Here is a 23857-nt window from a genome sequence, read left to right on the forward strand (position 1 = left end):
TTTTTGGATATTTTGCCAAGACGATATATACACATAAATGGAAGTTTTTAATTTTTGTATTGTAAGAAGAGACGGTAAAAGATAGAATAACACTTGTATGATAATGAGAATCACTATCATTTTATGAAGGCATATATCTAAGGAGGACGTATATTGTGCAACAAAAGAACAGATTAAAAAGAGGAATTATGCTTGATTTTGCCGTTTTTTTGATGGTTGTATTGGCTGCATGCGGAAATGCAGCAAGTAGTAACCAGACCAATGACAAGAGTGGAACGGATGCCCTTAACGGGCAATCCAAATCAGTTGCCACGCGAGAATATGTTGATGCCACTGGCAAAAAGATCAGTATCCCTGCAAATCCACAGCGGGTTGTCACGACACAATATTTGGATGCGATGCTGGCTTTAGGTGTTAAACCAGTAGGGGCTGCTTCTCATGTGTTAGAAGGCGACTATTTGAAAGGTAAGATTGACGGGATTGCTGATATTGGGAATCCGACAAATGTGGAAAAGGTATTAGAGCTACAACCTGATCTGATTATAGCAACAGAAGATACCTCGCCAGAAGTGAGGGAGCAGCTGGAGAAGATTGCTCCAACCGTAGCCGTTTCTTTTGGAGATGGAGATGTATTTAAGCAGCTGCGGGATGTCGCAGCCGTACTAGGTAAGGACAAGGAAGCCGATCAGTGGATTGCTAGTTTTGACAAAAAGGCTGAAGAAGGTCGAAAAAAGATGGCTGGAAAATTCAAGAAAGATGAAACGATTACCATTTATATGACCTACGGTAAGGACGTGCTGAGAGTGTACGGGGCGCGAAATGTAGGACATGTCATCTACCGTTCACTGGAATTGAATCCTCCAGAGTACATACGTCAGAAGCTCGCAAAGGACCCGAAGTATAACTTTGTATACGATAGCATTTCGATGGAAAAACTGCCTGAACTGTCAGGAGATCGTATTATTATGCTGGTTTACGATGAAGCGACTAAGGACGGAATGTTGAAGGAAATTGAACAAAGTGCGCTGTGGAGAAATCTCCCGGCTGTCAAAAACCACAAAGTGTATTTCATCAAGGCCGATCCTTGGTTTACCTACTCACCACTGGCTATCGATCAATCACTGGGTGAGGCCGTTAACATGTTTTCCGTCGAACCTAAATAATCAGCTCATTTAAATAGGAAGGGAGAAGTCTTATGCTAAGACGATTTTTTGAATATTACCGTCCCTACCGGACTTTGTTTATCATTGATTTTACTTGCGCCATACTAGCTGCACTGCTGGAACTGGCTTTTCCACTTGCAGTCAATCGGGTAGTTGATGATTTGCTACCCAGTGGAAATTGGAAATGGATTTTATTTGCCTGTTTATCTTTGCTTGGGATTTATGTCGTAAGCGCCGGATTGAATTATGTCGTTACCTATTGGGGACACAAGCTGGGGATTAACATTGAGTCAGATATGCGTAAAAAGCTGTTTGATCGAGTACAAAAGCAATCCTTTCGCTTTTTTGACAATAACAAAACAGGCCATCTGGTCTCCCGTATGACCAACGATCTGATGGATATTGGAGAGATTGCCCACCACGGACCAGAAGATTTGTTCATTGCACTGATGACTCTGGGCGGGGCTTTCGGTATCATGCTCAGCATTAACTGGAAGCTGGCTGTGCTGACATTCATTATTGTTCCACTGATGATCTACCTGTCTTTGTATTTTAGTCGCAAAATGAATGCTGCATTCCATCGTATGTTTTCTGATATTGCGGATTACAACGCCCGGATTGAAAATAACGTTAGCGGTATTCGTGTTGTTCAAGCGTTTTCCAACGAAGCACATGAAATGGATCGTTTTGCTGAGAATAATGGACGGTTTCGTAAAACAAAGCTGATCGCATATCGCATTATGGCGTGGAATTCTTCAATTAGCTTTATTCTGATGAAACTGGTCTCTTTGTTTGTGCTTGTATGTGGAACATGGTTTGTTATTAAGGGGCAGATGTCCTATGGGGAATTTATCGCATTTGTAATGCTGTCCAATGTATTCCTCGCACCCATCAAACAAATTAACTCTGTCATTGAAACGTATCCCAAAGGAATTGCCGGCTTCCGACGTTACTTGGATTTGCTGGAAAGTGAATCTGACGTAGAGGATCTTCCAGGTGCGAAGACCGTTAAGCATCTCAACGGAGATATTCAATTTGAAGGTGTAACGTTTGGCTATGAAAACAAAGACAAGGTACTGCGCAAAGTGGACCTTGCTATTCATGCGGGAGAAACTGTAGCTCTTGTGGGTCCTTCAGGAGCAGGCAAAACGACACTTTGCAGCTTGCTGCCACGCTTCTATGATGTCGAGGAAGGCAGCATTAAGATTGATGGCATGGATATCCGTGAAATGAAACTGGATTCGCTGCGGTCCATGATTGGAATCGTACAGCAGGATGTATTCCTTTTTGATGGAACGATTCGTGAAAATATCGCTTACGGCAAACTTGATGCTTCAGAAGACGAAATCTGGGATGCTGCCCGTCGAGCCCAGATTGAAGAACTTGTTCGATCCTATCCAGAGGGGCTGGATACGATGATCGGTGAGCGAGGCGTAAAGCTGTCCGGTGGTCAAAAGCAACGTTTATCCATTGCCCGGATGTTTCTGAAAAATCCGCCAATTCTCATTTTGGATGAAGCGACATCGGCATTGGATACAGAGACAGAAGCTGCAATTCAGCAAGCCCTGACAGAGCTATCTCAAGGTCGCACGACACTCGTGATCGCCCATCGTCTGGCAACGATCAAAAATGCTGACCGTATTATTGTAGTTGCAGATCAGGGGATTGTCGAGCAAGGAAAACATGAAGAATTAATGGCTGTAAAAGGTGCATATAGCCGCCTGCACCAAGCTCAGTATGGAACGTAAGAGTCAATTGCGACTTCGTAAATAGAGAGAGGAATGAATGAGTTTGACAAAGAAAATGTGGATTGTGACGATGCTTTTGTCAGTCATTGTCATTCTTAGCGCCTGTAGTGGAAAGGTAAATCAGCCAGACGAAAAGCAAAATCAAGCTTCTGGTGAATCAAAGTCAGCTGCAACGAAAACAGTTAAGACGATTCATGGGGATATTCAGATTCCGATTCATCCTCAGAAGATTGTAGTAGATATGTACCAGAATGATTTATTAGCATTAGGAATTAAACCTGTGGGAAGTGTTAAATATTATCTGGATAATCCGTTTTCAAAGGATCTTGTACAAGGCATTGCAAGCATTGGAGACCGCGGTAGTGTATCCATTGAAAAAGTATTGGCTCTACAGCCGGATATGATTCTGATTGGTTCCAAGGATGCTTCTGAATATGAAAAATATAGTAAAATTGCTCCGACGATAGTCATCCCTTATGGAACATACAAGAATGTGCATGAGGAACTGACAGCTTTTGGTGAGCTGCTGGGAAAAGAACAGGAAGCCAAAACATGGCTTGCCCAATACGACCAGCGATTGCAAGCTGCACGTGACAAATTAAAGGGAATTGTTCAACCCGGGGATACTTTCACAGTAATGGAAGCCACAGATAAAGAATACTATGTATACGGTGATAATTTTGGCAGAGGAGGACAGGCGGTTTATAGAGGATTGAATTTGACACCTCCACCACTTGTCCAAAAAGAACTATTAGGCGAGACTCAATGGAAGTCAATTTCCAAGGAAGTTATTAATCAATATGCTGGCTCTTACATTTTTCTGACGGTTAACAAGGATTTGAGCGGTTATGAAGGAGACAGCATATGGAAATCACTAAGTGCAGTCCGGAATGGGAAGGTTTTTGAGCTTCAGGAGGATCGATACTGGTACTTCGATCCTATCGCTATTATGGGACAAGCTGAAGAATTGGCAGATATGATCGTCCAGCGGAATAAAGAAAACGCCTCACAGAAGTAATGGTTTCGGTAATGTTGGCAGCCCTTTGGTATTTTTGCCGGAGGGCTTTGTTTTTTCACAAAATAGCAGGGCATTAGAGAATCGTCGAAATTTTGCTATTGAAGCCGTTGCCACATTAATTTACAATAGTAAAGATTGCATGATAATAATTCTCATTATCAAACATCATCTCCACTACAGGTTTTCGTGATAGCCTACATACTATTCAACAGTAAGGGTGAACCATAGTTATGAAATTATCAGAATCTTCGGATAGTCCTGCTCAAAGTAATCACAATCAGCCGCCGACTCAATTCCACTCGCGGCCATGGGCGGCTTCGCTTATCCTGACAGCCGGATTAGCACTGTTAGCGTTCGGTATCGCTCTTTCTTTATCATTTGGTGCAGCCTCAATCAAACTGGAAGAGGTCTGGAACGCCGTCTTTCATTTTAATCCAGAGCTGCAAAACCATCAAATTATATGGGAAATCCGTCTACCTCGAATTCTGGGTGGTGTGTTAATCGGAGTTTGTTTTGCCGTAGCAGGGGCCATTATGCAGGGAATGACCCGCAATCCGCTTGCGGACTCTGGCTTGCTTGGGCTGAATTCGGGCGCCAGTTTGACGATGGCGATTTGCTTTGCTCTTTTTCCGGGTACTTCCTTTTTGCAGTTAATGTTGTATTCTTTTGTAGGTGCAGCCTTGGCGGTTGTGATGGTCTATGGTACAAGCGCTATTTCCAAATCAGGTATTACACCAGTTCGTCTTGTATTGGCGGGTGCAGCTGTCACGGCATTGCTGTCTGCCTTAGGTGATACGATCAGTTTATACTTTAATGTTGGACAGGATTTGGCCTTTTGGTACGCTGGAGGACTTAGTGGGACCAAGTGGGTTCAGCTAGGCATTGTTGTTCCATGGGTTGTGGCAGCTTTTATCGGTGCTCTCATGTTATCACGCTCCATTACGTTACTTAGCCTAGGAGACGAAATTGCATTGAGTCTTGGTCAGCGAACTGGGATGGTAAAGGTTGCCGGTATGATTCTCGTATTGATCCTGGCGGGTGCCGCGGTATCGTTGGTTGGTTCCATAGGGTTCGTAGGGTTGATTATTCCCCACATCACGCGCAAACTGGTTGGGGTCGATTATCGCTGGATTATTCCTTGTTCGGCTATTATGGGAGCTTTACTTATCGTTTTTGCCGATCTGGCGGCCCGTATGATTAACGCACCTGAGGAAACACCAGTGGGCGTACTTATTGCCTTAATTGGTGTTCCATTCTTCCTTTATCTGGCACGTAAAGAAAGGAGGGCACTGTAAGATGAGTAACGTTACGAATGGCGCTATTGCCAAAGCAAGTCACCGTAAAAAAATCCATGATTGGGTCGTTGTTATCATTTTGCTTGTATTGCTCGTTGCTGCATTCACCATAAGCGCGAATACGGGAACGATCCGGCTTTCGCCAATGGAGCTTTTTAGAACCTTGTTCGGACAAGGGACTCCACAGCAGGAATTAATTCTCTTTGAATTCCGGTTGCCGCGAATGGTTATTTCCATTCTGATCGGCGCAGGTTTGGCTGTTTCCGGTTGCATCATGCAGGGGGTATCGCGTAACAGCCTAGCGGACCCTGGTATTCTGGGGATTAATGCAGGTGCCGGGCTGATGGTTATGCTGTTTGTACTGCTTTTCCCATCGATGCAAACGATGAATTCATTATTTTTACTTCCCGCTCTTGCACTCATTGGATCGGGAGCGGCTGCTATTCTGATTTATGCTCTTTCTTACAAAAAAGGCGAAGGTATTTCTCCGACAAGGCTATTGCTGAGCGGAATTGGGGTAGCGGCGGGTATCAGTGCTGCCATGATCATTATGACTCTTAAGTTAACACCTGAAAGCTACACGTTTGTAGCTAATTGGTTGGCAGGAAGCATATGGGGTTCAAATTGGAAATTCGTAATGGCTCTGCTGCCTTGGCTAATTGTATTGCTTCCTTTCGCATACTATAAAGCAAATGTTATGAATGTGCTTAATTTGGGGGATCAGACGGCATCCGGGTTAGGTACACCTATCGAAAAGGAACGTATTCTTCTCCTCGCGGCTGCGGTCGGACTGGCTAGTTCAAGTGTGTCGGTTAGTGGTGGGATCGGTTTTGTCGGTTTGGTAGCTCCACATTTGGCAAGAAAGCTGGTGGGTCCGAAGCATAAAATGTTGCTTGTAACGTGTGCTTTAGTCGGAGCACTTCTGGTACTCGTAGCGGATACGATCACACGAGCCTTACCTTTACAGAAAGAAATTCCGACAGGATTAATTGTTGCCATCATAGGTGCGCCATACTTCTTATATCTGCTGAGTCGCTCAAAAGGATAAAAAATAAAAAATAACCTTCAACACCACTAGGCAAGTGGAACTGAAGGTTATTTTTTTATTTTTTGTAGCAGCCTTTCATCTCAACGGGAAGTATTCAAGGCATGAGAGGTTTGATGTAACTCTCTGATCATTTTATGCAACGTGTAATTTTCCTGCCGTGTCACACCGTGTTGATTTTCCTGAACCAGCAGCTGATGAATGTTTCGTTTTAAAATCTCACTTCGACGTTCCAGCATTTCGGTACTCATAAATAAATGAACACTCCCTTTGTCATGAATAAATCTACATTTTAGAAATAAGCATAGACTGAATATAAGGTTGCCTTTCGACTTCTTTAAGTATATCGTGCTGGATGATCAAGGGAAAACGGAACGAGACAGCAAAATACTTATCCTCATCATCCATACCGTGTCGACAGCTACTCACCCCATGAGTTCTTAGATATACTTCCTTATGCTGGCGATAACAGGAGATTAGGGACAATTAGCTTCATATATATGGAATCACTTATCAATTTGCTGGAAGCTGTGGTGAGGAGCCAATCAAAACTGCAAAGGTTACAACTACCTAATGAGAAGAAAAGAATAAGAGGCTACAACATTTATCATTATTTATATTGTGGATATACCGGCTGAATTCCGGCGGCGCATACTCTAGATTACCGATCGCAGCGTCTGCTTCGGTCTGCTGCACATAAATCGGTGTATTCGGAAAATGCGGATTGCCTCCGGCATGATCCATATGCATATGGGAGATAACGATGGCATGAATATCGTCTGGTTGATAGCCGATCCGATCCGATCCAGTACTGCCACGATACTATCATCGGCTGTCATACGGGGGATGAAGCGTCCTTCAAACGGTGTATTTTTAAAATAATCTGGGTTGTCGATAAACGAATCTGGCATACCGGTATCTATGAGGATCGGACCGTGATCTGTCTCCAGCAGATACGACCAGATTTGCAGACGCACCAGTTCACCGGGCTGTGCATGATGGTTGAGCGAGGAGCGATCAATATCAAGCTGACCGACCGGCAACCAGTGCAATTTGTTAATCATACAATCATCCTCCAGTATTAGTTTACATAATAATTATTATGTAGTATATAAACGAAATTATAGCTGGCAGAAAATGATGCTTGTACTTCATTGTAAGATGGGGCGATGGAGCCCCATGTTTTCGCTGTAATGCCGCTCTTTCAAAAATTAATTTTTAATAGTTTAAATGATAAGACATGTAGGCGTCCAGCAGAAATTTGTCATCAGGCAGACCAGTTCGGCCTGCTGTATAATCGGATGAATAAAAAAGGGTAACTACATAGACTGGACAAGAGAGACACGCTTTATTTATACTTAAAAAGAGCTCAAAAAAACTGCGTATAATATAAATTATACGCAGTTTAGGTTTAAAACGACTTTTAGATGCTCTCCTGCATAAGATGTCGATTGAATTGTCGATAAAAATCAGACGAAAATGATCGTTTTACAGCATTTTTCGGATTTTGAACTGAATGGAGGCAAGCACGATGAAAAAAGAACTGCGTCATATGGATCTGGATACTATAGACGAAATTGATGAAGTGTATAATGAGGAGCTGGAAGCATTTTTGATCTGGATGAAGGATGCCGGATATACGATACATACGCAAAAGAATTACACAGGGGATGTAAAACAGTTTTTACGTACATTGCGTGATAAACCACTCGACCAGGTGAAAAAGATTCATGTGATGTCATATTTATCTAAAGCGCGGGAGGGAGGCGCCGGAGATAGTACGCGGAACCGGAAGCATGCTGCGGTGAATAGTTTTTTTAGAGCGCTACAGGAATTTGAATTATGCAGCACCAATCCGGCAGCGGGAATTAAAAAAGCAAAGACTGAAAAGAATCGTATGCCCGTTTATCTGGATGAGAAGGACATTCAGCCATTTTTGCTTGCGGTGGAAGGGAAATATGCAAATCGTAATATGGCTATTTTTCTGCTCATGGTCTACATGGGATTGCGGGTGGGGGAGGTCCATTCTTTGAATGTCTCGGATTACAGCCGAGAAAGACGCACATTAGATGTGTTCGGTAAAGGGCGTAAATGGCGTACCCTGCCAGTACCAACGGCTGTATGTGATTTTATAGAGCAAGCGTTGGAGGAAAGATTGACGCCGTGGAGAGGTAAAGAAGACGCGATGTTCGTATCCCAAAAAGGCCGACGTCTGGCAGTGCGTTCTATTCAACAGATTGCTACAGAAACGTTTGAACGATTCCAGCAAGAAAAGGGTATAGAACGTCGGGAGGCTTATTCCAGCCATAAGCTGCGACATACATTTGCGACGATGCTATTACGTAAAGGAGCAGACCTACGTACCGTACAGGAGCTATTAGGGCACTCATCCATCCAAACGACAACGGTATATACTCATGTTACAGATCGAGAAAAAGAAAAAGCGATGGATAAGCTGGATATTCAGATCCCAATAACGGGATTGTAAGTATGTTTCACGAGTGTATTGTATAATGAAATAAATTGAGTTTACATAAATATTATTATGTAAATCAGTTAGAAGAATTAAAACTTGAATTGTAAATTGTAACCATGATTTTACGTTCTTATTTAATAGCCAGTATCCTATGGTCTTGACAAAGGTAATATTTTGCTACAAGATTAGTGAGATCACTTTATAAATATGGTTTATGAAGTGGTCTCACTAATTTTGTAAACAAAGGAGCACTGTATGGGGAAAGCCAATACAAATTTAATTAAAGAAATAAACTTGAATCTGGTTCGCAAAGTATTGAAGCAGGTTAGCAAGGCCACAAAGCCCCAACTGGCCGCATTGACTGATTTAAGTGTGGTGACTATCAACACTCTTATGCAGGAATTGCTTAATAATGGAGAAATTTTTGAAGATGAAATCGTTCCTTCAAATGGTGGTAGACATGCGTTAACCTATCGTTTTAATTATGAGTATAGTCTGGCACTGATTATACACATTAATGAAAAACAAGGAATGGATGTAGTATCGACCACGGTAGTTAATTTAAACGAGAACGTCCTCATGAAAGAAGAACATCCCTTTCAAATTTTTGATGCTACACAATTTTATTCCATAATTCAAGATATCATTTCTCTTTATCCCTCCATTAAAGTTATTGGTATTGGAATCCCGGGACAATCTGTAGATGGAGAGATTACAGTCAGCAGTCATGAAAGGTTGAATGGAATTCGGCTGGCAGAGGATGTGCAGAGCCAATTTGGTTTACCAGTTATTGTGGAGAATGATGTAAATGCGGCTGTATGTGGATACGTTTACAGAGAACAGATCGATGAAGATCAATGTGTGCTGGCTGTCTATTTTCCTGAAAATTCACCACCGGGGATGGGAATTTATTTGCGTAATGGGGTTTTAAAGGGCAAGCATGGATTGGCTGGTGAAATCAAATTCCTTCCGTCTATAGTTTGGGATGAAAGCAAGGGAAGAGAAGTTTTTTTCAAAAGTGTATGTGAAATTATTCAAATATTACAGTCTGTATTCGATCCTAATCAAATTGTGGTCTATAGAGAGAATATAGAAGAAGAGGCTTTCTATCATTTTTTGGAAGCCTACAAAGCTAAGCATGAGATGCCTTTGTATCCTGACATTGTTCTCTCAGATTTATTTTATGAAGATTTTAAAACAGGGTTGAGAGGGTTAACTCTAAAAGAATTAGAACGTCCTATTATTGTCTTTAAATAATGACATCATCGTATTGAGCAGAGGAGGAAAGGAATGTTGGCAACCTGGTTTCTGATTATTATTTATCTAGCGTTTATTAGCTTGGGAATCCCGGATTCCCTGTTTGGGGCAGCATGGCCTGTGATGTGGCCGGAACTTGGGGCAGCTTTTGGGTCAGCTGGAATAGTATCCATGGTCGTTGCAGGCGGAACCATTGTATCAAGTCTAGCTAGCGGAAGTATCATTGAAAAAATAGGCACAGGTAAGATTACTCTAATGAGCTGCTTTTTGACTGCAGGAGCGTTACTTGGATTTTCTTTTGCGCCTTCATTATTTTGGCTTGTACTATTAGCAATTCCTCTTGGTCTTGGCGGGGGAGCTGTTGATGCAGCACTCAATCAGTATGTGGCTACTCATTATAAGGCACATCATATGAGTTGGCTGCATTGCTTTTGGGGAGTTGGAGCTACCATGGGGCCGATAATTATGTCTTTCTACATTTCGAACTACAATTCATGGAGAAGTGGCTACACAGCCGTATCCATGATTCAGTGGGGCCTTGTTATTATTTTGCTCATTACACTGCCATTATGGAAACGTGTTACCGCGATACAAAATCCCATTATTTCTGAATCCCCATCAGACTACTCACAGATGGATGACAATATCGTACAAGTTGAGAACATACCCAAACAAAATCCAATTCGAATGAAAGGAGTTAAGAACACGCTCATTGCTTTTTTGTTTTATTGTGGTGTGGAAGCCACGGTGGGCTTATGGGGAGCCAGCTATTTGGTAAGCGCAAGGAACATCACAGCCGACACTGCTGCTGGTTGGATATCTTTATACTATGGTGGAATCACGGTTGGCAGGCTTATTACGGGGTTTGTAACTATAAAAATAAATAATGGTATGCTAATCCGAATTGGCCAACTTACTGCTGTTGCAGGAGGACTCATTTTGTTGCTTCCTTTGCCTGTTGCCTTTTTATTACCCGGTTTTATTCTTATTGGTTTAGGGCTTGCGCCGATTTACCCTGGACTTCTTCATGAAACACCAACACGGTTTGGTAAGGAAAATTCCGCTAAACTCATGGGGTATCAAATGGCAGTTGCTTATACAGGAACGACTTTGCTCCCGCCCATTTTTGGGATTATAGCTTCACAGGTAAGTATTCATTTTTTCCCAGTTGCAGTCGTTGTGTTCCTTCTTTTTATGCTACTCAGTTCAGAACAAGTGAATCGGATACTGAAGAAGAAAATTTTGAAGAGTTAAGACAAATTACAACTTGACCTGAAACGCGTTTCATCGGCTAAAGTAAATATATAACCTAAAAGAGAAAGGAGAGTACCCTATGATCTCACTCATTTTATTATGTTTAGTTATATGGGGGGGAACGTATTGTTGTTTAGTGTTATCAAGAGATCCTATAGAAGTAAAGCCTTACCGCTCCATCGATGATTTTTTCGAGTAGCTTTGTATCCACTTAATAAAGATGCTTTTTTTACTCCCTTTATTAACATGTTTAATTAAGTGATTTATGAAGTGAATCGAATCTGTTTCGAGCCCATTACATTGGATAGGTTTTGCTAAAGGTCGAGATACGAATACAAGGGAGTGGGACAATGTGGGGATTGAAAATGTCTTAGGTTAATAGAGACTTTGATATTGAGCCCTGGAAAGAACATAAAAAACCGTAAGTATGAACTGACAGGTAGGAAACTCTAACAATTAAGGGAGGCTTATTTATGTTTAAACTGGTAGTAAGTGATTTGGATGGTACTTTTCTAAACAATAGTGGTACTTTTGATGTTGAATTATTTAATCAGGTGTACGGAGAGATGAAAGAAAATAATATCGCCTTTGTTGCTTGTACAGGTAAGCAATGTGAAAGAGTAGAAGAGTTGTTTGATGAGCCCGGAAAAGGAATCTGGATTTTGGGAGACAGTGCTACTCGTATTAAAAGGGATGGAGTTGTTGTAAAAGAGTTTACAATTGAACGTAATTTGGCATTACAAGCGATCAGTCAAATTGAAGCTTTCGCTAAGGATTTTATTATCATCGCATGTACAACTGAAGCAGCCTATGTCCACTCTCAAATTCAAGAGGAATATTACAAGATTGTGAAGGGCTCCTACAAGGAAGTGCTGAAGATTGATTCGTTTGATCAAATAAATAGCAACTTTCTTAAAATAACTGTTTACGATCCATCAGGTAGAAGTTCCATTTTAAGAAAACATGTTGAAAAGACGCTGCTAGACCAAATTTATATTGTAGATTCTGAAGCAAATTGGCTGGATATTACAGCCCTTCATACCCATAAAGGGGAGACGGTAAGAAAACTCCAAGAGATATTGGGTGTTACTATGGACGAAACCATGTCTTTTGGAGATGGTGAAAATGACGTGGAGCTTATGAGTATTGCCAAATACAGTTTTGCTGTAAAAAATGCTTGTGAGAATACTAAAAATGCAGCAAGTTTTATCACCAAATCCAATGAAGAGAACGGTGTGTTATTAACGATAAAGAAAATGATGGATTTACAAAAGCATTAATATTAATTATCGTTATTAAGAGATTTCACACTACCCAATGAGAGGACTATAAGCAGCATGAAAAATAAAATACTGGTTTTTGATATTGGTGGATCTTTTATTAAATTCAGTTTATATTTTCAAGATAAATTTATGACGAAAGGTAAAGTTGCTACACCATTAGATTCACTAGAGAATCTGCTTATAGTCTTGAAGCAAATTCATAATCAGTTTATAGATGAATGTGAAGGAGTAGCCGTCAGCATGCCAGGTATTGTGGACTCGGTCACTGGTCATATGGTGCATGGTGGTTCGTTAAGGTATATAAACGATATCAATATGATCGAAGTTTTCAAGAAAGCGTTTCATTTGCCTGTAGCTATTGAAAATGATGGGAAGTGTGCAGCTCTTGGAGAAGTATGGCGCGGCTCACTACAGGGGATCGCTGATGGTGTTGTTTTGGTAGTTGGAACAGGAATGGGCGGTGGAATCATCTCTCAAGGGAAATTGCTAAAAGGCCATCATTTATCGGCTGGGGAATTCTCCTTCATCAGAACTAACAATGAGCATGCAGACAATGTTGATTATCTGCTTGGTATGCAAGGGAGTAGTTCTGTTTTAGCTAAAACTGTTGCCAAGGCTAAAGGACTTCCTGAAGATGCTATAACAGGTGAAAAAGTATTCAAGCTTATTGAAGAAGGTGATCACACGGTACAAAAGATTTTTCAAGAATACTGTAGGAACATCGCAACACAAATTATTAATTTACAAACAATTCTTGACCCTCAAAAGTTTGTGATCGGGGGAGGCATATCTGCCAATCCTTTGCTGGTTGCTACCATTAAAGAAGAATTAGAGAAACTTTACCTGCATTCGATCTTAAATTTTGTGCGTGCAGATATTGAACAAAGTAAGTTAGGCAATGAAGCGAATTTGCTAGGTGCTATATACAACTACATGCAGTCACACCATCTTGAGGTATAAGATAAAATAAAAGCAAAAGAGCGTGCCTTGAACTTAAGACACGCCTTTTTTCTTTTGTTAGTTTACATAATATATATTATGTTTATTTGTTTGATACGTATAACATTTCAAAGCAACTTATTTTTCATTTTCCGGGGGAGATTCAATTATCAGCCCCTGAACATGCTTGCGCGTTAGAAGCTTCCGTTTTTTGCGGTTTTCCTTTGTTTCTAAAACAATATCTAAATCATAGTCGTCAGGATACAATTCTGTTGCAGCGATGTGAAGAGTGAGCCTCTTTTTGTTTATGATCAGTTTTTGTCCTTGAATCAAAATTCCAACATTGCCTCGTTCATCCTCGGTTTTGTAAACAATACCGGTTCGATCTAGGTAGCTGGCATAAACACTATCTCCAAGAGCAAATGGCTTGGTTATGAGCGGGTGCTCTTGTTTTCCCTGTTTTGCGACTGTGCGGTCTGTAGATGCTTTTTTAGAGGCAGGTTTAAATACATCGTCAGACTTTTTATCATCAAAAGAAGGGGGAATAACCAAAAACTCCTGTGCATCCTGAGACGTTCTTCCAGCAGAAATGGCCTCAGAACGCTCGATAATGCGAGTCCACATGCCTAGCTTCAAAGCAATTGCGTATGCGTAGCTTTCCCCGGCCTCGCCGATGCGAAGTCGGTACAAGGGTTGCAACGTTTCGGTATCAAACTCCATACGAGCATTTTGGAACCCCGGTGTGTTTTCAGCAAAATGCTTGATTTCGCTAAAGTGCGTGGTAGCCACTACTGTCGCACGGCGACGATGAAATTCTTCCAGCAGCGCGATAGATAGGCCTACGCCTTCTCCCGGATCAGTGCCAGAGGCCATTTCGTCGATCAGGATCAGAGTAGAGCTGCCTGCCGTTTCCAAAATGCCAATCATATTGCGAATATGAGCAGAAAAGGTGCTCAAAGCATGTTCAATGCTTTGGCCATCCCCGATGTCTACCACAATGTCCTCGAATACAGCCATTCGGCTACCTTGCAAAACAGGTACCAGCAGGCCGGATTGCACCATGAGTGTTAACAAACCTACGCTTTTGAGAGCCATCGTTTTTCCGCCTGTATTCGGCCCGGTAATAATAAGTGAAGAATAACCTTCACCAATTGAGAAATCAAGCGGCACCATAGTATGGGCCATCAATGGGTGACGTGCACCATAGATATCTATTATCCCATCATCGTTAAGCTCGACAGAGACAGCATCCAGAGTCATAGCGTATTTGGCTTTAGCTAATAAAAAATCCAGTATGCCTACCGTCTCTGTATTAATGCTTAGTTCACGATTGTATGACTCAGCCATTGCGGTCAGGTCTCCTAGCACTTTCATTTCCTCTTTTGATTCTTCTGCCATATTTGCGCTCTGTTCGAATTGCAGATTTATGATCTCGGCAGGTTCCACATAGACGGTCTGACCGCTACCTGACTCATCCAGTACATTGCCTTTCACCTGTTTGCGGAATTCTTTTTTGATCGGAAGGACGTAACGGCCATTGCGCTGACTGATCATATTTTCCTGCATGATGGATCGGTGACGGCTGATAAGAGAATCTAGTTTCCTCTTGATACGTTCTTCAGTAACTGCAATTTTTTTGCGAATTTTAGCTAGTTCTTTACTGGCATTATCCGTTACTCGACCCGAGTAAATGCATCTCTCGATTTCGGATAGGAGTGACTCCATGCCATACATGGAAGAGGCATAAGCACTGACGGTTGGAGCTGAATCCGCCTTGGCATGCATATATTTCATCAGCTGCATGCAGCTTCTGATGAATTGGGCCAAATGAGAAAAATCACGCTCGCTGAACATATAGCCAGTTCCCAAGAGGTGCAGAATGTGCTCCATTCCTTCCAATGAAGGAACAGGTACGCTAGCTCCGTGGCGAATGAGCTGTAAAGCTTCGCTCGTTTCGTTAAGACGAATTTTGATTGTACGGATATCTGTAATTGGCTGCATGGAAGCGGCATGCTGCTTACCTAGGTATGAAAAAGCACATTCAGACACTCTTGTTTTAATCTGATCATATTCCAAACGCAACATTGTAGTTTCATTCATGGATAAATCTCTCCTTTAGTTGTGTATTGACAGGATTTTTTTAAAACCTTTCTGAAAAACAAAAAAAGGGCGGAGAATGAACAAAACGTTCATTCTCCGCCCTTTAAGGGAGAGGGAGTGTATCATCAAATAAGCCTATAATCCAGCATGTGCTCTCATCAATTCTGCGTTTTAATCCACAGGCCAACCAACATATCAGTTCATTGGCTTATGAATAGAAAAACGTGTAAAAGGAGTTCACAAAAGTTGGAAACAAAAAAACCGTGCTGAACACAGCACGGAATAAGGCCTAGATGAAAATAATCCCTAAGGCGATTTATGATATCCGCATGTTCTTAACTAATACCAGGGTAAAAACTCAGCAAGAAACAAACCTGTCCCTAAAGGGTACAAGCGCCTGATGGTCTTCCCTGAATATGCAATTGCTTAGTTAAGAACGTTCACCGACATTAAAATCTCTCCCTTAATTGAAGATCTATCCATAATATACGATCAGACAGGTAACGAAGTCAAGGGCGACTTCTTCAATTCGATGTAAAAGTGACCATGAGGATAAAGGGTTTATGTAATATATATTATGTAAACTAACTACTCGATGAATGATTATCATCTTTAATTGAGAATGATAATCATTATAATTGTAATGGTGAATGAAACTCGTATGTACTGCGAATCCAGCTATAAGAAGGAAGTGATGACAAGATGAAGACACAAACTTCACCGTCTACTTTTAATGAATATTTTAATCAGATAATCGATTCCAACTTAATGATTCATGAAAATAGCTCCACTCCAGCAGGAATACAGCACGAACATTTTTATCAGATACCCGAAAAGTGGGGAGACGGAATACATCGAACACATTTTTTGCGCAATGGCCTTGAGCTATCACAAAGCAAAATGTTATTTCATGAGCCAGTCCAGATATCAAGAAGAATTGATAAGCCTTATCTGGAGTTGGCACTAAACATCGATTATTCCGCCACTTGGTCTGTGGATGATTTTCGTTCAGATCGTGAGCACGGGGGACATGTACAGCTCGTCTACATGAATGATGTGAAGATTCACGCAGAGATAGCAGCTAGTAATGTGATGAATCATCTAGAGCTGCGTTTTAATCCATTGCTATGGCAAGAGTTACTACAGGAACTGGGTATTCGTTTGGAGCAGTCTTTTGCTTGCATAGAAGCGTTGATTACTCCTGATATGCGGGCTATTGCTCAGGAATTGTCATCTCATTCTTATGAGGGCATAACCCGTCAGCTTTTCTTGGAGAGCAAGACGCTGGAATTGATGGCTCTGTTTTTGCAAGAAATACGCACTTCTCCACCTAAACTTTCTATGACAATTAAACCCACTGATGTGCAATGTATTCACGAGGCGCGAGACATTTTACTCCGTACACTGGTGCAGCCTCCCAGTCTGATTCGGTTGGCACAGATGGTACATATTAATGAGCAAAAACTGAAAAATGGCTTTAAAGAGCTATTCGGCACAACAGTATTTGGCTTTGTGCGCCAGCAGAGACTGGAAAAAGCCAAGCAACTGCTAGAACAGGAGCAGATTTCAGTCAGTGAAGCGTCAGCGATAGTCGGCTATAGTAACTTTAGTCATTTTGCCGCACTATTCCGTAAAACATATGGCTACAATCCAAGTGCCTACCGAAAAAATAAGAATTTATGCTCCTTATAAAACCTTCATCTTTATAAAACTCTCCTTCCAGTGGTGATGTTTCTCCCGGAATTGGCGGTAGGAAGCAGAATGTGGGCCTACAATAGACACAGGCTCAAGCATTCTGCAACTGCCGTATTTGGAAAGGAGAAATGATTCATGCAACCAAAAACGGGCATTGCCCGATTACTTCAAATCGCTGGGGAAAAACGCGGATTACTTGCTGTTTCCGCTTTATTTTCCGGTTTAAGTGCCATTTTCATGCTGGTGCCTTATGCTTCAGTTTATTTTGTACTCAAGGAGCTACTTGAGCACGCTGCACAACCTACAACAGCAGACGGGCCATTGATGATTCAATGGGGACTGATTGCTTTAGCAGGTTTATTAGCCAGCCTTATTACAATGTACATCGGCGGGCTTATCTCACATATTGCGGCTTTCCGTATTTTATACGGCTTACGCGTCAAGCTGTCTGCGCACATCGGTAAACTCCCCTTAGGATGGCTTAATGGCACTTCCACGGGGGCTGTCAAAAAGACTTTGGAGCAAAATGTGGAAAAAGTAGAGATGTTTGTCGCTCACCAATTACCGGATCTGGTGCAGGTTATCGTGACAGCAGTAGTGATGATTGTCACCATGTTTAGCTTGAATATATGGTTGGCGTTTGCTTGTATCGTGCCGATTCTGCTTGCTTTCACCGTTCAAATGACGCTGATCGGTGGCTCCAAAACACAGGATAACATCAAGGAATATTACAACTCACTGGAACGTCTAAACGGATCGGCTGTGCAGTATGTCCGTGGTATACCCGCAATCAAGGTGTTTGGACAGACGGTGCATTCGTTTCGTAAGTTTTATTCCGATATGGTGCATTATCGTGAATATTGCATGAGATTCACTGACCAATTTGAAACTGGTTTTCTCGTCTTTAAGGTAATTATTGGCTCATTCGCTGCTTTTGTACTTCCTGTCGGTGTATACCTGTTGAGTGGTAACCCGCAGAATGTTGCATTTGCCTCGGTGTTACTATTTTTTCTGGTAATGGCCCCCGGGGTGTCAGCACCCATGTTTAAAATTATGCATCTCATGTCTTCAATGCGTGATATTAATGAAGGCGTTGATCGGATTGACCGTATTTTTAAAGAACCTGCAATACAAGAGCCAGCACATCCGCAAAAGCCGACTACTTATGATGTGCAGTTCGAGCAAGTTTTCTTTTCCTATGGAAACACAGAAGAGGTTAACAAGCATGAGGACGGAGATGACAATCCATCGACCTATGTGCTGTCTAATATCACTTTTACGGCAAGACAAGGGAAAATGACCGCTTTAGTCGGCCCGTCTGGTTCCGGTAAATCGACGATCGCCAATTTGGTGCCGCGTTTTTGGGATGTACAGAAAGGTGCAGTCCGCATTGGTGGGGCCGATATCCGCCTGATGAGCACATCTAACCTGATGGATACGGTTGCTTTTGTATTTCAGGAAACTTTTTTGTTTTATGACTCCGTATTTAACAATATTGCCGTAGGTGATGCGAAGGCTTCTATGGAGCAGGTTATAGCGGCTGCAAAGGCAGCACAGTGTCATGAGTTCATTTGTAAGCTGCCGAACGGCTATGATACGCTCATCGGAGCTGGAGGGGTATACCTATCGGGCGGAGAAGAGCAGCGACTTGCGGTAGCACGTGCCATTCTCAAAAATGCACCTATTCTCGTATTGGATGAAGCTACGGCATTTGCTGATCCTGAAAATGAATATGAAATGCAGCTGGCATTAAAAGAACTAATGAAAAACAAGACGGTTATTGTTATTGCACACCGTTTGTCTACTATTCAGCATGCGGATCAGATTCTGGTGCTTCAGGAAGGACGTATTGCTGAACGGGGTCAGCACAGTGAGTTGCTGGAAGTAAACGGCCTGTATGCCCACTTATGGCAGGCCTATACGGATGTCGGACAATGGCAGATTGGGGCACGGGAAGAGGAGGCGGCTCAATGATGAGAATGTTGCAAAGTATCACGGCTGGAAATCCAAGGGTACTGTTAAAACCGGTATTATACACAACCTTAGCCAATATCGCAGGGTTGGTTCCTTTTGCCTTGCTGGTAGGGGCGGCCCGTCTGATTTTCGAGCCTTTCATCCATCCGGGAGCTTCGCTCCAATCTGCTGGCTTATGGTGGATTAGTGGAGGTCTGCTCCTGTCACTACTTCTGCTGTTTCTGTGTGAGATTCCGGCCTATCGTTCCCAATACCGTGGAGCCTATGATGCCTCGGTAACCGGGAGGTCGCGTCTAGCTGAGCATTTGCGTAGACTATCTCTGGGATTTCTGAACAAACGCGATCCCGGTGACCTAGCCAATATGATGATGGGTGATTTTACAATGGTGGAACATGGGATTTCCCATTTGGTGCCGCAGATGATCGGGGCGGTGACGATGCCGCTTCTGGCATTAATTGGATTATCCTTTTTAGATTGGCGGATGGCGCTGGCATTGTTTGCTGCTTTTCCGGTGGCCATTTTGTTGGTATTGCTTACTTCCCGTATCCAGCGGCGGCTGGGGGCCAATCATATGCGTGCCAAAATCAATGCTGCGAATCGTCTACAGGAGTATTTAAATGGTATTCGGGTGATTAAAGCCTACCAGCTAACTGGTGAGCGTTTTGTCCGGCTGGAGCTTGCGTTTAGAGAACTGATGCGGCACAGCATCCGTATTGAAGGGTTGTTAGGACCGATTGTATTGGCTGCTATTGCTTTCATGCGGTCTGGCTTGACGTGGATGGTTATGATCGGTGTATATCTACTGCTGGCGGGTCAGATGGATGTTATTGTGTTTGTTTCTTTTCTGATTGTAGGAACACGTATTTATGATCCCCTAACCACTGCACTTGTAAACTTCGCTGAATTTAGATACCACGAGCAGGCAGGTGAACGTATCGTCCAATTGCTGAACGAGCCAGTGATGCCGGGTGACCAGTTGCCTTCGGAGAGACACGATATTGAACTAAGAAACGTAAGTTTTGGATATGGTGATCAGCCAGTATTGCGGAATGTGAGTATGTCTATACCGTTTCGTTCTTTCACAGCACTAGTAGGACCCTCCGGCAGCGGAAAAAGTACGGTATTGCGGATGATTGCCCGCTTTTACGACCCGGATCAGGGCAGCGTGCTATTAGGTGGAAACAACATACAACAGATGAATACGGAAGCGCTATTGCGCAAGATATCTATGGTGTTCCAGGATGTATATCTGTTTCAAGATACCATTGCGAACAATATTCGATTTGGCAAAAGCGATGCTACACAGGAAGAAATCGAAGCTGCTGCTCGCCAAGCTTGTTGCCATGATTTTATATCCAGGCTACCCAAGGGATATGATACCCGGGTAGGTGAGGGAGGCAGTACGTTATCGGGCGGTGAGAAACAGAGGATATCCATTGCCCGCGCTATACTTAAAAATTCGCCGATTGTTTTGCTAGATGAAGCTACGTCTTCGCTGGACCCTGAGAATGAAAGGGATATTCAGCAGGCTATTAATCGTCTTGTACAAGGTCGAACAGTTATTGCGATTGCTCATCGGCTCAAAACGATTCGAAACGCAGACCGTATTGTAGTGTTGGACAAAGGAAGGGTCGTGGAGCAGGGAAGACATGATGAACTGTTGGGTAACAACGGCCTATATGCACGATTGTGGAACAGACAGCATGAGGTAAGAGAGTAATAGTCTGTATGAACTCAGGATACAAACATTAAGAAACCGCCCCGGGAGATGTCATATCTACCAAGGGCGGTTTCTTGTGGTGTTATTCAGAATCATCGGCTATGACAGCTTGTACAGGCTGCCTGTCACGTAGCAATGGTAACAACAGCATCGCTCCCAGTAAAAATAAACCGGCACTCACGGTATATACGGTGTTCAGGGAGGATTCGCGTTTGAGTGTACCGCCGATGCTCATACCCACGACCATCATCCCCGAGAACAGGGGAGAGAGGGCACCACCGACGCGGCCGATAAAAGCAGCTTCGGCATTTTTCATCATCATCGTGTTGATACCAATATGAATGCAAGGATAAAATAGACCGCTGAGTACTTGCAATGCCATTGTCAGCACAATATTGTGCGACCATCCGACTCCAAAGGTTGTCAGTGTGCTGACCAGAAGTCCAGTCGCCAGCAGCAATTGCGGCTGAACTTTTTTGGCAACCCCCATAATCAGACCGCCGCCCAACAGCATAGCCGCTCCGTTCGCCATTAACGGCCATTGTAAAAATTCCTTGTTTTGCCCAAGGTTCTCGATGGCGACAAAAACCATTAATGGTTGAATAAGTCCGACCGCTAGCCCAATTATGGTAAATGTTCCTCCAAGCGTGCGAAGTGTACGGTTATTCCATACATAACGTATTCCTTCTTTAAGCTCTTCAATGAAATGTGTTGGTCGATCTATCTCAATTACTTGCTCATCTTGTGGGATACGAGTTAGAACAAGCGCAGAGATAAGAAACAACATTCCGGTTATAGACAATGAAGAGAAAATTCCAAAGTGTTGGTAAATAAATGTACCGACGACAGGACCGATAACCATAAATAATGCCATGAGAGACTGAAAAAGAGCCATCACTCCCTGAAGCTGTTCTGGTGCTACATGCTGCTTTAATATTTTCATCGCAGATGGCTGAGAAAATTGAGATAGAATGGCCGAGAAGAAAGTGGATAGCAAGAGCACCTGCCATGACCCGTACCATAATGCGAGCAACACGATAAAAATAGACGCGGCCGACAGCAGATCGCAACTAACCATTGTCCGTTTAGGCCGCCAACGATCTGCAAATGTACCTCCAATGATGGCAAACAGAAAGATAGGCGCAAATTCAGCTACCGAAATGAGCGATACGTATACAGGATCATTATGGGTCAGATCTGTTACATACAACAGTATGGCAAAGTTCCGCACCCAGATGCCCAAATTTAGCAACGCATTGGAGGCGATAATGGTCCTTATATATGGATTTTTAAACAACAACAAACTCTCCTTTCTTATTTTCAGAGTATTTCCTTGAATATTTTTATAAACAAAATTATAGTTTGTCTATATAATAATAGATAATATAATAAATATACTGCTATTTAGTCAAATGTTTTTTGTAATCCCTGAATAAAATAGAGGATAGAAAAGGAAATAGCCAATCATGCAAAAAAAGCGGATTAGAATAGAAGAGGGGTGGATCACTACATATTTACAAATTGGATGGGATATCCAAATAAAGAAATAAAATTACATAATAAATATTATGTTAACTATTACGTGTCTATTATCTATCAGAATCTGAATCCGATGTACCTTTTAAAATCATAGTGATATAATTACGCGTACATGCCTGAAAAGGAGCGTATAGAACGTAAATGAACTTTCAAGTGGACTTTTTATCTTTTTTTGTGATTCAGGTAGACGGGAAAGAAGGACAAGGCGGTAAGTCCTACAAGCATTATGCTACAATGGATGACTATGATTACGACGAGAGTGATGTCAAAAAATTTTTGGACGGGGAATTTGCTCGCATTAGCAAGCGAAAGGTTGAAAAAAATCCCAGCACAGAGCAGGCACCGACCAAAATTGGCCGCTTTATCGTCGAACCGGAACATGAGCTGAGCAGTAATCCGAATTTCAATATGTTCGCTCGACTACGAGCAGCAGAGGATAAGGAAGATTTTAAAAATGCATGTGATGACCTGGTGCGGATGTATCTGGATACAAGCGCGGTACGAGGTGGAGCACTGATTATTGTACAGGCTACATTAAATACCCACTCTGACGACCCGTTTATTTTTGTACTCAAATGTGATTTTGAACCTAAAATTGCACGAATTACTGAAAGCAGCCTGGTCAGTGAGGTCGAAATGGCCATTTCAGCCCGTAATATGAAATCCATCATGTATCCATACATGCTGGAGGAGGGTATGAACGATGAGTGGGAGCTTAAAATACATCAGTCTTCGCATGCGCGGTATTTTGAAGACTTTTTGAAATTCGTCACTTATGAGCAATCCATGCCGGAAATTGTTAATGAACATGTCATGGGCTTTGTTCAGAACTATGTAGAAACCAAATGGCCGGATGCATCTAATGAGGAAAGACAGCAGGAAGAGCGCGATCTGGAACTGTGGGCGGCCAGCGAAAAACGGGATCTACAAGGAAAATGGGAGCCTCTTCAGGTCGTAGAAGCTGCGCAGCATATTGTCGAGCTAAAACCGGAAATTGAAGTTCGTTTCAAACTGGATGATACGACTGTGCGTGGGTTACTATCCGACTTTGGTGCCAAGCTGCATATCACGAAACTTCATGATAGATATGCACTTATTATTGAAGGTGATGCATTTACGTTTGAAAAGGGATTTTCTCCGATTGAGCTGCTACAACCTGAATCCTTTGAAACGGTGGCTGAGCGACTCAAAGAGAAACGGCAACATGAAAATGAGGGTATGGATGGCGATACACCACCTTGGTAATTTGGAACGTATAGCAGGGCGACAAACTGAATTTTATTATCAAAAAACGGACCTCACAACGGATGTATCCGCTGTGGAGGCCCGTTTTTGTTTAGCTTTTATGTT

The 23857-nt window shown here is 42.4% G+C and carries 18 protein-coding genes; 14 read left to right on the top strand and 4 right to left on the bottom strand.

The genetic code is table 11. The annotated features are described in order from the left end of the window. Positions 1-155: 155 nt before the first annotated feature. The 5 genes from MMB75_RS06125 (at position 156) to MMB75_RS06145 (ending at position 6272) form a co-directional block, all read left to right on the top strand. Positions 156-1163 (top strand): ABC transporter substrate-binding protein, encoded by a 1008-nt coding sequence (locus tag MMB75_RS06125; protein WP_257125907.1) that lies wholly within the window; start codon positions 156-158, stop codon positions 1161-1163. A gap of 32 nt (positions 1164-1195) precedes the next feature. Continuing rightward, positions 1196-2911, top strand: coding sequence for an ABC transporter ATP-binding protein (locus tag MMB75_RS06130; RefSeq protein WP_025364996.1), 1716 nt, complete (start codon positions 1196-1198; stop codon positions 2909-2911). Between the two features lie 37 nt (positions 2912-2948). After that, entirely contained in the window at positions 2949-3929 is a 981-nt protein-coding gene (locus MMB75_RS06135; protein ID WP_025364995.1) for an ABC transporter substrate-binding protein, read from the top strand. Positions 3930-4159: 230 nt separating this feature from the next. Continuing rightward, positions 4160-5224, top strand: coding sequence for a FecCD family ABC transporter permease (locus MMB75_RS06140; protein WP_019687384.1), 1065 nt, complete (start codon positions 4160-4162; stop codon positions 5222-5224). 1 nt (position 5225) lies between these two features. Further along, on the top strand, positions 5226-6272 hold the full coding sequence (locus MMB75_RS06145) for a FecCD family ABC transporter permease (protein WP_025364994.1): 1047 nt from the start codon (positions 5226-5228) through the stop codon (positions 6270-6272). A gap of 80 nt (positions 6273-6352) precedes the next feature. On the opposite strand, the gene MMB75_RS06150 is transcribed toward MMB75_RS06145, so the two are convergent. Both MMB75_RS06150 and MMB75_RS26195 read right to left on the bottom strand, forming a co-directional pair. Then, on the bottom strand, positions 6353-6520 hold the full coding sequence (locus MMB75_RS06150; protein ID WP_007432475.1) for a hypothetical protein: 168 nt from the start codon (positions 6518-6520) through the stop codon (positions 6353-6355). Between the two features lie 319 nt (positions 6521-6839). After that, positions 6840-7019, bottom strand: a complete 180-nt coding sequence (locus MMB75_RS26195) for a hypothetical protein (RefSeq protein ID WP_481857088.1) — start codon at positions 7017-7019, stop codon at positions 6840-6842. 781 nt (positions 7020-7800) lie between these two features. Between MMB75_RS26195 and MMB75_RS06160 the strand changes: the two genes are divergently transcribed. The 5 genes from MMB75_RS06160 (at position 7801) to MMB75_RS06180 (ending at position 13499) form a co-directional block, all read left to right on the top strand. Further along, the gene (locus tag MMB75_RS06160) at positions 7801-8757 is read left to right on the top strand and encodes a tyrosine-type recombinase/integrase (protein WP_045244518.1); all 957 of its coding nucleotides are present in this window, start codon (positions 7801-7803) and stop codon (positions 8755-8757) included. A gap of 243 nt (positions 8758-9000) precedes the next feature. Further along, complete coding sequence (locus tag MMB75_RS06165) at positions 9001-10002, top strand: ROK family protein (RefSeq protein WP_045244519.1); 1002 nt, start codon at positions 9001-9003, stop codon at positions 10000-10002. Between the two features lie 33 nt (positions 10003-10035). Beyond that, entirely contained in the window at positions 10036-11256 is a 1221-nt protein-coding gene (locus MMB75_RS06170; protein ID WP_016820758.1) for an MFS transporter, read from the top strand. Positions 11257-11729: 473 nt separating this feature from the next. Continuing rightward, a complete protein-coding gene (locus tag MMB75_RS06175) occupies positions 11730-12536 on the top strand; it encodes an HAD family hydrolase (RefSeq protein ID WP_257125906.1) in 807 nt (268 codons plus the stop codon). A gap of 57 nt (positions 12537-12593) precedes the next feature. Further along, entirely contained in the window at positions 12594-13499 is a 906-nt protein-coding gene (locus MMB75_RS06180) for an ROK family protein (protein ID WP_045244521.1), read from the top strand. A gap of 117 nt (positions 13500-13616) precedes the next feature. Here MMB75_RS06180 and MMB75_RS06185 read toward each other — a convergent pair whose 3' ends face one another. Then, a complete protein-coding gene (locus tag MMB75_RS06185) occupies positions 13617-15578 on the bottom strand; it encodes an endonuclease MutS2 (RefSeq protein WP_016820761.1) in 1962 nt (653 codons plus the stop codon). A gap of 702 nt (positions 15579-16280) precedes the next feature. On the opposite strand from MMB75_RS06185, the gene MMB75_RS06190 reads away from it, so the two are divergent. The 3 genes from MMB75_RS06190 (at position 16281) to MMB75_RS06200 (ending at position 20968) form a co-directional block, all read left to right on the top strand. After that, positions 16281-17270, top strand: a complete 990-nt coding sequence (locus MMB75_RS06190) for a helix-turn-helix transcriptional regulator (protein WP_019687376.1) — start codon at positions 16281-16283, stop codon at positions 17268-17270. A gap of 138 nt (positions 17271-17408) precedes the next feature. Beyond that, the gene (locus MMB75_RS06195; protein ID WP_277507216.1) at positions 17409-19247 is read left to right on the top strand and encodes an ABC transporter ATP-binding protein; all 1839 of its coding nucleotides are present in this window, start codon (positions 17409-17411) and stop codon (positions 19245-19247) included. Continuing rightward, on the top strand, positions 19247-20968 hold the full coding sequence (locus MMB75_RS06200; RefSeq protein WP_277507315.1) for an ABC transporter ATP-binding protein: 1722 nt from the start codon (positions 19247-19249) through the stop codon (positions 20966-20968). The genes MMB75_RS06195 and MMB75_RS06200 overlap by 1 nt, the downstream gene beginning before the upstream one ends. Positions 20969-21050: 82 nt before the next feature. On the opposite strand, the gene MMB75_RS06205 is transcribed toward MMB75_RS06200, so the two are convergent. Continuing rightward, positions 21051-22265, bottom strand: coding sequence for an MFS transporter (locus MMB75_RS06205; RefSeq protein WP_016820765.1), 1215 nt, complete (start codon positions 22263-22265; stop codon positions 21051-21053). A gap of 383 nt (positions 22266-22648) precedes the next feature. Here MMB75_RS06205 and MMB75_RS06210 point away from each other — a divergent pair, with 383 nt between their 5' ends. Then, complete coding sequence (locus tag MMB75_RS06210) at positions 22649-23752, top strand: DUF3900 domain-containing protein (protein ID WP_277507217.1); 1104 nt, start codon at positions 22649-22651, stop codon at positions 23750-23752. The last annotated feature ends 105 nt before the right edge of the window (positions 23753-23857 follow it).

This window comes from Paenibacillus sp. P2(2022) (genome assembly GCF_029522175.1).
GTDB classification, from domain to species: Bacteria; Bacillota; Bacilli; order Paenibacillales; family Paenibacillaceae; genus Paenibacillus; species Paenibacillus polymyxa.